This is a genomic window from Ramlibacter sp. (genome assembly GCF_036383835.1).
Lineage (GTDB): Bacteria > Pseudomonadota > Gammaproteobacteria > Burkholderiales > Burkholderiaceae_C > Ramlibacter.
In genome coordinates, this window is record NZ_DASVNN010000008.1 from 47,711 (window position 1) to 60,441 (window position 12,731).

A 12,731-nucleotide genomic window follows, 5' to 3' on the forward strand; every position below is an offset into this window, starting at 1 on the left:
GCCGTTCACCTCGCCTTCATGCCGCGGAGAGGGAGGGCCGACTTCAGCAAGTGCCGGGCCTTGGGGGTGAGGCGCTCCGTGAACTGCGCGAAGGACCATGCCAGCAAGTACACCGTCATGATCGTCAGCACGTACACGGCCATGCCCGTGGCGCTGGTCGGCCTGAAACCGGTGGCGATTTCGGGGAAGAGGCCGCTCGCGTGCAGCGCGGCGAGCACGAAGAGCATCAGCGGGAAGTGCAGCAGGTACAGGCTGTAGGAAAAACCGGCCATGAACTCGTTCAGCCGGGCCGCGCGTTCCAGCAAGGGAAACCTGCGCCCGCGCACGCACAGGATGAGATAGGCGAAGGAAAACGCCACGGCGTAGTTCTTGGCCTCGCGCAGGAAGGGATTGCCGTCGAATGCGGCCTGCCCGGTGCGGATGACGGCCAGCAGCACGACGAACGTGCCGATCGCGAGCGGCAGCTTCTGCCAGCGCGCCGGCGGGATGAAGGCGATCGCCACGCCGATGCACCAGAGCCCGAGAAGCACGACGAACTTCGGCCCGAGCAGCGCGAACGCGGCGCCCAGGGCCACCACCGCAAGAAGCCAGCCGGCGGTGCCTCGCGCGAGCGTGAAGGCGAGCACCGCGAGCAGGAACACCACGTAGAACCAGAATTCCGCCGAGATCGTCCACAGCGGCTGGTTGCTGCCCAGCGGCGTCACGACGTAGTGCTGCAGCATCAGGGCGTTGCCGAGGAGCGTGTCGCCGGACAGCATCGACGCGAAAGCCGGGGCGTTGACCTTTTGCACCAGCATCGGATGGGTGTGGTCCCAGAAACCCACCGCCTGGAACCAGGTGCTCCCCGCCAGGTCCAGGACATAAGTCAGCATGAGCGCCGGCAGGAAGGGCAGGTACAGCCGCGTGACACGGTCGACGGCGTAGTTCCAGGGCTGGAACTGGCCGGCCGCGACGCGCCCGCAGCCGGCTGCGCCGACGAGCAGGCCGCTCAGGACGAAGAACACCGTCACGGCTTCCGCGTGCCAGCCGGTCACGAAGTACCAGAGCTGGACCGCCCACGTCCGGTCCGCCGGCTGCACATCGCCGTAACCGAGGAACAGCGGATTCCGGAGATGGGCGACGAACACCATGGCGGCGGCGACCCAGCGGCTCAGGTCGAGCATCGACGTCAGCGTCGGGGAACGCAGGTCGTCGGCGATTCGCTGTACGCGGTGGGGGGCCATGGTGTTCGCCTTGCTCAGGAGAAGATCCACCGATACGGCAGCCAGAGTTCCCCGGCGTACGCCCCGAGGTGCAGCCAGGTGTAGAAGTACAGCAGGTAGCCGCAGAGGATCAGCGTTTTCGCGGCCAGGGCGCTGCGGCCGCCATTGACCACGACCGGCAGGCGCGAGAAGGTGACGATCTGGAATGGCAGCAGGTACAGGCCCATGCGGTCCACGGGCGTGCTGGCGAAGAAGGACAGCGGCGGGCAGACCAGTGCCACGAGGGCGAACGGCCGCCACAGCACGTAGTCGGAATAGAGGTTCTTGAACTCCTTGCGCCACGCGAAGAACGCGAGGCCGGCGGCGGCGGTCACCAGCGAACGCAGGAATGCGCCGCCGGATTCATACCGGTCGATTTCGATGTAGCTGGCGACGTAGGTGTCGATCCGGTCGCTGAGGAAGCTCTGGGCCGAAACGGCGATGATGCCGACCACCGCCAGGCGCGAGACGAACCACCGCAGGCCGGTCTGGTTGCGCGTCCGCACGAACAGCGGGAGCGCCATCGCCGCGAACGCGGAATAGTGGAAGCCGGTACCGGCCAGGATGGCGACGCAGGCGAGCAGCACGCGGTTCTGCCGCAAGTACACGATGCTGAGCATCACCAGCGCCGCGGCGACGCCCTGGCGCGTGTAGCCCATGCCGACGACGATCACGAAGTACGGGATGGCCAGCGTGGTCAGCAGCAGCGGCAGCCTCTCCGTCGACGCCACCCGTGCCAGGCAGTACAGGAACACCAGCGCGCAGATCGAGTTGACGCCGTAGAGCCCGAGCCCCAGCTGGGACGAGAGCCAGTTCAGCAGGCCGTAGAGCGGCTCCACGCTGCTCAGGGACGTCTCCAGGTCGGCGCCGGAGAGCAGCTCGTACAGGTTCACATAGGTCGGATAGTCGCCGGCCGTGTCCCGCAGCCCCATGAAGAAGAACAGGAAAACGAAGATCAGCGCGAGCAGGGCGGACGTCCCGCCCCGGTTGCGCCGCATCGTCTCCGACAGCGACAGCAGCGTCGGGATCAGGACGAAGGACCAATAGACCATCATGCCGGTACTTCCTTGGGCGAATGGGGTGTGCGTGGCGGATCAGCGCAGGTAGCCACGGTAGTAGTCCTGCAGGTACTCCTCGAGGCACGTCTTCCAGTCGCGCATCACGTTGGCGCCGCGCAGGTCCAGCTTCTTCGTGATCAGCCGCTCGGACGGGGGACGGGCCGCGAAGTACTCCTCGGCGAAGTGCGCCGAACTCACGGCGGCCACTTCGATCTGCCGTTCCAGCCCGAGCAGGCGCACGAGTTCGCGCGCGACTTCGAGCCGGCCGGTGATGCCGCCGCACACCATGTTGTACACGCCCCAGAGCTCGCGATCCAGCAGCAGCATCGTGTTGCGCGCGAAGTCGTGGGTGTAGGTCGGCGTTCCCAGCTTGTCGTCGACCACGTGGAGCGTGGACTTGCCGGCGCGGACCTGCGCCATCAGCTTCTGGATGAATTTCTTGTCCTTGTCCGGCCCCGCGCCCATCATCCAGCCGGCGCGGCACACCAGGTAGCGCCGGCAGTTCTGGCTCACGTACAGCTCGCCCATGTACTTCGAACGCGCGTAGTGGCCGAGCGGATTCGGCTGGTCCCAGTCGTCGTAGGTGTCCTGGCGGCCGTCGAAGATCCCCGCGGTCGAGATGTACAGCAGCGGGATGTCCAGCCGGTTGGCGATCCTCACCGCATCTTCCACCGGCAGGGTGTTGGTGGCATAGGCGTCGTCGGGGTTCTCCTCGCAGTACTCGAGGCTGGTGTGCGCGCCCAGGTGGAACAGGTAGTCCGGCCGGAACGCCTCGACGTCACGCGCGTAGGCCGCGCCATCCCGGAAGTCCAGGAACGACAGCCAGTCGGCATTGACGTCCTTGTCGGTGCACCGCAGCGTGTTCTCGCTGGCGAACAGCTTCTGGAACGCCTCACCGAGCATCCCGCCGGAGCCCGCCATGTAGATCTTCTTGCCTTCCATCGCTCAGTTCCTTTCCCAAAACCTGGTCCAGCACGCCCCGGTAGTCGGAGCTGATGGCGCGGATCGAATACTTGCGTTCGGCGTCCTCGCGTGCCTTGCCGCCGAGGCTTTCGCGCAGCGCGGAATCGAGCACCAGCCGCTGCAGCGCATCGACCCATTCGGCATCCGTGCGCACCAGCAGGCCGTTTTCCTCGTGACGGATGATCAGCGGCGTCATGCCGGCCTCGGTGGCCACCGTGGGCAGCCCGAAGGCCATGTACTGGATCGCCTTCAGGCCGCTCTTGCCCATGACCCACTCGTCGCGCGGCAGGGGATAGACGCCGATGTCGATCCCCTGGAGGTCTTCGACTTCCTTTTCCTTGCTCCACTGGACGACCTCGAGGTCGACGCCAGGCAGCTCGTACTCGAAATTGCCGATGACGCGCAACCGGTAGTCCACGCGGCGGGCCAGTTCCTGGAACACGCCGCGCAGCGCGTCGAGGTAGACGCGCGAGGAGAAAGTGCCGGTCCAGCCGATCGTCACCTTGCGCCCGCCCGCGGCCTGGGTGCGGGGGACGAAGCGCGACGTGTCCACCGACGACGACACGTAGGTGCACGCCCGGGCGCCGAGCTCCTGCAGGCAGTAGTCGCGCAGGAAAGCCGACGATGCGATCACGTGGTCCGCGTTGCGGATGAGGAAGCGGGCCTTGTGCGGGCCCTTCAGCAGGCTGGCAAGCGCGTTGGGGTTGTAGCCGCGCGGCAGGGCCTGGCCGACGACGACGTTGTCCTCGACGTCGTAGACGACGTGGCGCGCAAGCCGCCGTACCAGGCGCTCCATCCACGAGGTGCCCAGGGGCGTCACCCACATGAACACGTAGACCAGGTCGTAGCGGCGCACGCGCGCCAGGTCCCGCAGGCGGCGCAGGTGGCCGCGCAGCACGCCCAGCGCCTTGGCGCCGACGCGTCCCGGCTGGTAGGCGACCTTCCAGGTCCCCATGTCCATGAAAGGCGACACGTCGATGGTCCAGCCGCGCGCGCGCCAGTCGTCGAAATACTGCTCGTACTTCAGGCGCTGGCCTGCCGCGACGCCCTCGGGATAGGGGCACAGCACGAGCATGGAGCGGCTCATGCGGCTTTCACTCCCACGGCAACCCAATAGGGCTCGCCCTGCGAAAAGCGGACGCCGCGCAGGCCCGCGCCTTCCATCATCGAACGGATCTCCTCGCGGGTGAAGCGCCGTTCCAGCGGCGTGCCGAAGCGGTCGCGGCTGTCGGTGCGCATCGTGTAGAACGACGTGTTCCGGTAGAACGACAGCGGCAGCGCAGCGGGGCGGCCGCCCAGTTTCTCCACGAGACCGGCGAGCCGCGCCAGTGGCCAGTACACGAAGGCCGCGAGTGCGTCGGTGGCGGCGAACTTGAGCCGCTCGGGCAGGCGGCTGATGCCGCCGCGCAGCAGGTCCGAAGCGCGCCACAGCGCGCGGAACCACAACGGACGGTTGTCGAAACGGTAGTACAGGTAAAGCAGGAAGGGCGCGCCCGGCTTGAGCAGGCGGGTGCAGGCCTTCAGTGCAGCCGCCGTGTCGGGGATATGGTGCAGCACGCCCAGCGAGTAGCCGAAGTCCTGGCTGGCCGCTTCCAGCGGCACCGTGTCGGTGGAGGCGTGCACCAGGTGCACGTTGGGCGTGGCGGCCAGCCGCCTTTCGGCGACGGCGAGCGCTTCGGCCGAAGGATCCACGCAGTGCAGGCGTCCCACGCGCCCGGCCACCAGCGCGGCCCACCGCCCCGAACCGCAGCCCATGTCGAAGCCTTCCGGCGAAGCTGGCAGCGTGCCCCACGGAAAGATGTCGAAGTAGGTGTCGAACAGCGACTGCAGTTCTTCGCCCCGCAGCCGCGACTGGTCGAAGCGGGACCACTCGCTGCCGAACGAGGCCACCGTCTCGCGGTCGATGTTGCTAGCTTCTGTGTTCATGCGGCTGGCCCTGCGGCAGTTCGGTGGAAAGCGAGCGGTAGATCGCGCGGTACGAGGCCACGCCTTCGTCGAGGGAGAACAGCCTGCGCGCCACGGCGGCGCAGCGGGCGCCGAGCGCGGGGTCGGCCATGAGCAGCAGGCTCGCATCGACGGCTGCGTCGATGTCGGCCGCCGAGAAACCCCGCATGACCACGCCCACCTGCTCCTGCTCGAGGATCTCCTGCACGTCGCCGACGCCGGCGTTGCCCAGGCAGGGAACGCCGCAGCCGAGGTACTCGGCCAGCTTCGTCGGAGCGCTGGCGATCTTCGAATACGAGGGCCGGATCAGGGCGGCGCCGAGATGCATGCGCTGCACGAAACGGGGCACGTCCGCGTGGGCCGCGGAAACGAGTTCGATCGTTTCGCGGGGGATGCCGAGCCGGTCCGCCATCGACCGGATCGGCGCGTGCTCGTTGCGGTTCACGACCAGGAAACGGGCATCGGGCCGGCGCCGCAGCAGGGCCTTGAAGAACAGCAGCGTTTCCTCGAACAGGTACCACGTCCCGACCGACCCCACGTAGCCGAAGACGAAGCCGTCGTCCGCGCGCCCTGCGGACGGACGGAAGCGCGCCAGGTCGGCGCAGGTGGGGATCACCGTGATCGGCCTGGGCCATTGGCGCAGCACCGGGAAGCGCTCGAGCTCGCGGGCCGACGCCCGCGTGAGCGTGACGATGTGGTCGGCGGCGCGCAGGAAGGAGCGTTCCAGCCGCTTGGTGATGCGGTACAGCGCCCCCGAAGCCAGCCACAGGCGGCCATCGACGCGCTCGTCGGCCCAGAATCCGCGCATGTCGAACAGCAGCTTCGCACCGGCGAGGAAGCGGATCGGCATCGCGATCAGGGCCGGTACGTAGGAGCGGGCATGGACGATCGTGACGCGGTTGCGCAGGGCCAGCCAGCTGCCCACCAGCATGCCGACCGCGATGTCGAAGGCCGTGGCCGGTGCGCTGGGGGTCTTGTGGTAACGCAATGGCGTCCAGCCGATGCCGAGCTCGTGCAGCCTGCCGCGCAGCGCGCGCACTTTCCCCGCATCGCTGCTGTCGGCCTTCTTCTCGAAGGACATCACGTGGATGCGGTGCTCCGACGCCAACAGCGCGAGGTACGCCAGTACCTGACTTTGCCCCAGCGGCTCCAGCAGGCCGTCGTAGGTGACGTAGAGCACCGAGCTCATGCGCGTTGAACCTCCTCGATGGGCTCGGCGACCGCAGCTGGCTGGACCTGCCGGGCCGGGTCGAAGAGGAACAGCCCGCGGAAGCGATTGCCGAACAGCGATCGCCGCAGGCCGCTGAACGCGACGGCGGCGCCCGCGATCGTGCGTTGCATCCGCCCGCCGCGTGCATACGGCCATCCCGTTTCGTAGAGTTCCCAGTGGCGCAAGGCCAGGCGGGGTTCCACCCGGTGGAAGAAGGCGAGCTGCTGCCTGCCGTTCGCCCGGTACAGGTGGGTCGGTGGATGCGACGCCATGAAGCCGGGCCGCGCGAGCCGCTTGGCCCAGCCGAACACGGTTGCGCACCAGTAGACCGGGCTGGGATTCACCTCCAGCGGACCTTCGGCGAACAGCACGCCACCGGGTCGCAGCCGGGCGAGCAGTTGCCGCAGCACGGCTCCAGGGTCGGGGAGGTGCTCGAGCACGTCACCGAGATGGATTGCATCGAAGCCCGAAGCCTGGCCGGCCCAGAACGCGTCGACCGTCTGCACTTCGCATTGCGAGCGCCGGCTCGCCGCCTGCGCCGCTTCGTGGTCGAACTCGACGCCGAAGGGCTCGAGCCCGACGGTCCGCACGGCTTGCAGGAAGGCGCCCGTCCCGCACCCGTAGTCGAGAACGCGTGCGCCCGGGGGCAGCAGGCCACGCAACATGCGCGCGGAGTCCAGGTACGCGGCCTGGTCCGCGTCGGCATAGTGCGCATCGTGGTAGTGCGCCTTCGCGTACATGCGCGAGAAGGTCTCGGCATCGGGAACGGGATCGACGTACACGCATGAGCACTGCGCGCACGCGACATACGAGAACTCCCGCCCGTTGAAGCGGGTCGCGAACGGAAACGCCGTGCGGCGCCCCCCGCCGCCGCAGAGCGGACAGATGCGATGGGTCGATGCTTCCGTGGTGCTCATGGTTGGACGTGCGCATGGTCGATGCGCGCGCAGGAGTGACGGGGGGACGTGGGATCGCGTTTGCCCGACGGCACGCAGATCGCGTGGATGTCGTCGCGGGCACGCGGCGCAGGCTGCCGCGCATGGACGAGCACGAGTTGCATCAGCGACTTCATCTTGATGAGGTGCTCTTTGCTCAGGGGTGAGCATTCTGCATCCGCGCCTGCGAAAAAGGGCATCCTCCGTTCTGGGGGAAACACCGAACGCGTATCGGCGGCTCGACGACGGTTGTGCTGTTCGACCATGGATGCAATGCGATCCGGCGACGTTGATGTCCGGTGAAGCTGCGACGTGCTCGACGGGCCTACGACGGCCCGCTTCCTGCATCCATCGGCCGGATCAGGTAGTTGCCGAAAGGCAGGGTTCCTCCAGCGAGCGCGTCACCGGTCACGTCCTTCGTGCTCATCGACGCTTCGTCGATGAAGTCGTAGCGGAACTGGTCCGGCGGCAGCAGCCGGGTAACGCCGCGGGCGATATGGTCGCGGATGATCTCGATGAGGAAGGTCGGGCGCCACGCGATCAGTTGACGCGCGCCCTCCAGCACCTGGACCTCGTGGCCCTCGACGTCCACCTTCACCAGCACGCGCTGTCCCGTCGCGCCGTAGTCGGCAGCCAATGCGTCGAGCGTCACGCCCTGCACCTTGTTCGGCTGCGCGCCTGCTCGCCATCCGTCATCCAGGCTGGCCGAGTACGAGATGGTCGGGAAGTCGTACAGCGTGACCTCTCCTTTCGTGGCCGTCACCGCGGCGCGGACGGCGGAGATGTCGAACGCATTGAGCTGGATGTTATTCTCCAGCGCCTGGAAGTTGGGTAGCGAGGGTTCGACCGCCACCACGCGCGCGGCGGGATTCGCGGCTTTCGCCAGCAGGGAGAAGAAGCCGGTGTTCGCGCCGATGTCGAACATGTACTGCGTGTTGCGCAGATAGGGCAGGATCAGCGCGACCGTGGCGCGCTCGTGCTCGAAAGTGCGGCGCCAGAACACTTCGTTTTCCAGCGCGAGTCCGGTGTGGTGCATCGCGAACTCGACTCCGTGCACCTTCGTCCTGAAGCGTCCCTGGAACCACAGGTGCGAATACAGGCGCTGCGGCATGAGCCCGCCGAAGGGGCGCGCCATCTTCATGAGGTATTGCCAGCTGCGTGTTCTTCTCAGGCTAGACATTCGGCGTCTCCTCGGTGATCGATGGCTTCAGATCCAGGTAATGGAGGTACTCATCGGAGATCGCTGCCACCGAGAAGTCCTGCGCCCGCCTGCGCAACAGGCCGGTATCGTGTTTCCCGGCAAAGCTGGAACACATCGCGGCGGCCATGGCGGCGGGATCCTGCACGGGCACCAGCCTGCCGAACCGGCCGCCGTCGAGGATCTCCGCCGGCCCGCTCTGGCAATCCGTGCTGACGACGGGAACGCCGCATTCGAGCGCTTCCACGAGGACGTTGCCGAAGCCTTCCCACCGCGACGAGAGAACGAACAAGTCCGCGGTCTGGTACCAGGGATACGGGTCGAGCACGAACCCCGGGAGGCGAACACGATCGCCAAGGTCCAGGCTGCGAATCTGCTTCTCGAGGTCCGGGCGCAGATGACCTTCGCCGAGGATCGTCAGCCTGGCATCGAGCCCGGCCGGTAGCCGCGCAAAGGCATCGATGAGCGTCGCGTGGTCCTTTTGGCGCTTGAGGGTTCCTACGGACAGGATGTTGTTGCCACCGTCCCGCCCCCACAACCGGATTCGGGCATCGGCGTCACCTCTTGCGTTCGGGATCCCCACGGCGGTGGGGTTGTAGATCACCCGCACGATCGCCGGGTCCAGGCCGGCGATGGCGCACAAGTCCTGCTTCACGCCGTTCGAGACAGCGATCACCCCGGTGGCGTGCGGATAGGTGTGCCGCATGGTTTGCCGCAGGAGCCACCGTGGCACGTTCATCTCCCTGACCGCGGAGATGCTCAGCTGCGAGTGGTCGCTGACGACAAGGCGACCCGGCCGCCCCGCGAGCCGCCACGCGGCAATGGCGACGCAGGTCAGCGGCCACATGGCTGCCAGGGTGACCGATGGCTGCGTGCGCCGCAGGTAACGCGCCAGCGGAAACAGGAGCGACCTGAGGCGCGAAACCCGAAGGTCGTGGACCCCGATCCCGGGGTCCATGGCTCCATGAAGGTCGCCGCGATTGCACATCACGGCAAACTGCACGTCCAGGCCCCTGGCGACCCAGTCGTTTGCCAGGTTGACGTGCAGCCGTTCGGCCCCGCCCCCACGCAGATCGGGGAGCAGGATGCAGACGAGACCGGTGCGCGCCGGGCGTCCGGACCGACCGTGGCTGGATGTGCCACTCGCGTGAGCAGGCGAAAGCTCCTCTCGCAACATCTGGCCGGTCATCCGCACCTCCGGGTTCCGGATGGCGCCCCCGGCGCGAACAGCGAACGCAATTGACGGTGGGAGCGCCGCACGGCGCCTGCGAGATAGCCGCTCAATTGCACACCCATCGTCCAACCCGCCGCCTGCATCACCTCGTCCGGCGTGAGGAGGTGGCGCGCGCCGAGCAGCTCGGAGCCGAGCGCCGGATCGAGATATCCGGATAGCGGCGGTGTGTCGAACAGCCCCGGAAACCGATTCCTCAGGTACGGCTCGTCGTGGACGAGGGACATCCGGTCCACATAGTCCCGGCTCAGCCCGTGTGCCGACTTCGCCAGCACGTCGTAGTCGTACCTGAAGATCGGGGACCAGATGGAGGTCCTGCATCCAGCCGCCAATGCATACGCGACGTGGCTGCCCATCGTGTTGGTCGAGACGTGCCCGAAGTACTCCAGGCACCTGCGGGTCCTCCGCATCGAATTGCGGTCTGCCGGATTCGCTCCGTCGAGAACGAACAGTCCCCTGCGCGTGATCTCGGCGTTGAGCTTGTCGTTCCTGTCGAGGGCGAAGACCGAGACGTAGACGCGCTCGAAATGGTGCCGGATGGATGCGAGATGGTCCAGGTAGTCGCCGTGGAGAACGTCGAACCTTTCCGCTTCCGCCGAGTGAGCGAGGAAGGCGAGGAGGGTGTCCGGCCTCCTCCGGACGTGCTGCGCGGGCACGTAGATCAGCGGCACCCCGCCCGCGAGGACGTTGGTGTATCCCGCGGCACGCATCATGTCCACCTGCTGCGAGGAGCCCACCACGATCGACAGGTCGCGGGGCATGTTCCGCGGACCCAGCAGATCCTCGGGCTTCACCAGTTCGTCCCACCAGATCCAGCCATGGATCCACGAGCAGAAGGGGCGCCGCGGTTGCTTCAGGCCTGCATACGCGGCGAGCACATGCGAGAAGCCGTACCGATCCAGATTGGTGACCGGCTCGATGATTTCTTCCGAACCCAGGACAGGGGATAGGTCGCTCACGGATATCCCTTTCCGACGGTGACGTAGGTCTCCCGGTCCCCGGGCGGGTCCGTCGCGGTGAAGGCGCAGCGGCGTGCCACCTCCTCGCTGCCCCGGGCGCCCGCTTCCATCGCCAGGGCGCTGATGCCTTCGAACTCCCACGCATCGGGCGCGGAGCGTTTCCAGAACCTGGCGTTCCTGTGCTGGTCCAGGATGAAGTCGAGGCTGCGCCTGTCCACGCCAAGCCAGTCGCAGAACAGGTCCACATGAGGTGTCGCGGCCCGTTCGTGCTTTCGCACCAGCGCGAGCCCCTGGGCGCGCGTCAGCCGGCCATGCCGGATCTCCCTGCAGGCGTGGTCCAGCACCTTGGAGTAGCCGTGCTTGCACAGCTTCAGCGTGTCGTGCAGGCCCATGAAGTTGAAGCAATCCACATGGTCGTAGCAGTCGAACGTCCTCGGGAATCCGGCCGTCCGGTAGCCGTAGTCGTCCATCATGAGTTCGTGCTGGGCCTTCGGGTCCCAGCGCACGAAGTTGCCGAGATAGATCCCGCGAACGTTCGCGGCCTGCAGGTCCGCGTCGTCCGGGTAGCGGTACTGCCAGACGTCGTCTTCGCCGAGGGTGTCGAAGATCGACAGCAGGTCGTCCGCCTCGTGTCCGAGAAGGTCATGATCCTTCCGGTAGCGGCGGGTCATCTCGGCCTCGTGTTCGTGCGAGAACATCCCCACCTGTTCCAGGCCCTGGTGCGCGCCCCAGATGATCAATGGAACGCGCAGCCTGACGGCCGTCTGCACGGGAAACACCGTCTGGCCCGCAAGGCACGGCCAGTAGATGCTTCCGAACTGGCGAAGCGTGGTGCGGGTGATCTTCTTCACCGATCGCGGGTCGACGTTCTGCGTGAGGATGTCGCAGTCGAAGCGGATCCGCAGGTTCGCCAGGTTCCGGATCCCCAGCGGCGTGTTGAAGTACTTGTTGTAGGTCACGAGAAGGGGGTTCAATCCCAGCTTCTTCTTGACCAGGTGGACGATGAAGTACGAGTCGTTCGCGCCCGTCACCGGGACGATGCAGTCGTACGTCCTGCCGCTGGCGCTCCGATAGGGGGCGACGATCTCGCGAAGCTTGTTCCAGCGGGCTTTCCAGTCGAGGCGGTCCTTCTCCTCGTGGATCCGGCACCCCGAGCAGATCCCCTCTTCGTCGAGAACCAAGCCGAGCGGATGGCTTTCGGGATACAGGCAACGATTGCAGATTCGCAGCATCTCAGGCAGCTCCCGGCTGGGAGGACGGCGAGCGGACCGCGACGCCCCCGAGCTCCTGCTTGAGCAGCCGCATGGCGTGCTCACGATAGTTGAGCGCATTCCCCACGCCGGCCGCTACCGTCTGCGGGTGCTCCAGCGCGGCGCGCATCGCCGCGGGATCGGCCAATCCACCGAATGCAATCAGCGGAATGCCCGCGAGCTCGGGTTGCGACAGGAGGCCCATGTCGAAGCCGCCGTGCGTTCCTTCGTTCTTCCAGTCGATGACCAGGGCCTCCGACAGGATCTTGTCGCGCAACAGCTGCAGAACGCGTTCGCCGATCGGACCGCTCTTCCGGTTCCGGTAGTCGAACCATCGGATGCCGCCCGGTTCGATGGACAAGGGCAGGGCGGCGATCACGGCTTGCGCGCCGAGACGACCGGAAAGCTCGCTTGCTCCCTCGGGCCGTTCGTGCAGGAGGGCGTCCACGCACACACGGTCGGCGCCGGCGTGGATGCAGCTGACGCCATCCGCCTCGTCGCGTATGCCCCCCGCAAGAATGAGCGGGGTGCCGAGGCCCATGTTCGCGACGCGCCCGAGCAACGCGAGATCCGGCCCGGCGTTGCCGGTGGAACGATCGATGCACTGAAGCAGGATCTCGTCCGCGCCCCAGCGGTCGAGGTTCTCGGCGACGACCTCCGGCCGGCCGACCGGCAGGTAGCGCCCGTAGCCGAACGACTGCACCGCCCATCCGCCGCGCACCGTGACCACACCCACGACTCG

At 67.0% G+C, this 12,731-nt stretch carries 13 protein-coding genes; all 13 read right to left on the reverse strand.

The window, feature by feature from the left end; genetic code table 11:
- Positions 1-5: 5 nt before the first annotated feature.
- Genes VF522_RS01125 through VF522_RS01185 form a run of 13 tightly spaced genes read right to left on the reverse strand, consistent with a single transcriptional unit; the run spans position 6 to position 12,725 of the window.
- Positions 6-1,223 (reverse strand): acyltransferase, encoded by a 1,218-nt coding sequence (locus VF522_RS01125; protein WP_330906361.1) that lies wholly within the window; start codon positions 1,221-1,223, stop codon positions 6-8.
- A gap of 14 nt (positions 1,224-1,237) precedes the next feature.
- Positions 1,238-2,296, reverse strand: coding sequence for an EpsG family protein (locus VF522_RS01130; protein WP_330906362.1), 1,059 nt, complete (start codon positions 2,294-2,296; stop codon positions 1,238-1,240).
- 39 nt (positions 2,297-2,335) lie between these two features.
- Complete coding sequence (locus tag VF522_RS01135; RefSeq protein WP_330906363.1) at positions 2,336-3,241, reverse strand: SDR family oxidoreductase; 906 nt, start codon at positions 3,239-3,241, stop codon at positions 2,336-2,338.
- Positions 3,192-4,349, reverse strand: coding sequence for a glycosyltransferase family 4 protein (locus VF522_RS01140; protein WP_330906364.1), 1,158 nt, complete (start codon positions 4,347-4,349; stop codon positions 3,192-3,194). The genes VF522_RS01135 and VF522_RS01140 overlap by 50 nt, the downstream gene beginning before the upstream one ends.
- A complete protein-coding gene (locus VF522_RS01145; protein WP_330906365.1) occupies positions 4,346-5,188 on the reverse strand; it encodes a class I SAM-dependent methyltransferase in 843 nt (280 codons plus the stop codon). The genes VF522_RS01140 and VF522_RS01145 overlap by 4 nt, the downstream gene beginning before the upstream one ends.
- Positions 5,172-6,395 carry a glycosyltransferase gene (locus VF522_RS01150; RefSeq protein WP_330906366.1) on the reverse strand — a complete coding sequence of 408 codons (1,224 nt, stop codon included), beginning with the start codon at positions 6,393-6,395 and terminating at the stop codon, positions 5,172-5,174. Before VF522_RS01150 ends, VF522_RS01145 begins: the two co-directional genes overlap by 17 nt.
- A complete protein-coding gene (locus VF522_RS01155) occupies positions 6,392-7,333 on the reverse strand; it encodes a class I SAM-dependent methyltransferase (RefSeq protein WP_330906367.1) in 942 nt (313 codons plus the stop codon). The genes VF522_RS01150 and VF522_RS01155 overlap by 4 nt, the downstream gene beginning before the upstream one ends.
- The gene (locus tag VF522_RS01160; protein ID WP_330906368.1) at positions 7,330-7,617 is read right to left on the reverse strand and encodes a hypothetical protein; all 288 of its coding nucleotides are present in this window, start codon (positions 7,615-7,617) and stop codon (positions 7,330-7,332) included. Before VF522_RS01160 ends, VF522_RS01155 begins: the two co-directional genes overlap by 4 nt.
- A 59-nt stretch (positions 7,618-7,676) precedes the next feature.
- A complete protein-coding gene (locus VF522_RS01165) occupies positions 7,677-8,531 on the reverse strand; it encodes an FkbM family methyltransferase (RefSeq protein ID WP_330906369.1) in 855 nt (284 codons plus the stop codon).
- Complete coding sequence (locus VF522_RS01170; RefSeq protein WP_330906370.1) at positions 8,524-9,738, reverse strand: glycosyltransferase; 1,215 nt, start codon at positions 9,736-9,738, stop codon at positions 8,524-8,526. The genes VF522_RS01165 and VF522_RS01170 overlap by 8 nt, the downstream gene beginning before the upstream one ends.
- A complete protein-coding gene (locus VF522_RS01175) occupies positions 9,735-10,739 on the reverse strand; it encodes a hypothetical protein (RefSeq protein WP_330906371.1) in 1,005 nt (334 codons plus the stop codon). The genes VF522_RS01170 and VF522_RS01175 overlap by 4 nt, the downstream gene beginning before the upstream one ends.
- On the reverse strand, positions 10,736-11,971 hold the full coding sequence (locus VF522_RS01180) for an N-acetyl sugar amidotransferase (RefSeq protein WP_330906372.1): 1,236 nt from the start codon (positions 11,969-11,971) through the stop codon (positions 10,736-10,738). Before VF522_RS01180 ends, VF522_RS01175 begins: the two co-directional genes overlap by 4 nt.
- Position 11,972: 1 nt before the next feature.
- Entirely contained in the window at positions 11,973-12,725 is a 753-nt protein-coding gene (locus tag VF522_RS01185; RefSeq protein ID WP_330906373.1) for a HisA/HisF-related TIM barrel protein, read from the reverse strand.
- Positions 12,726-12,731 lie beyond the last annotated feature (6 nt).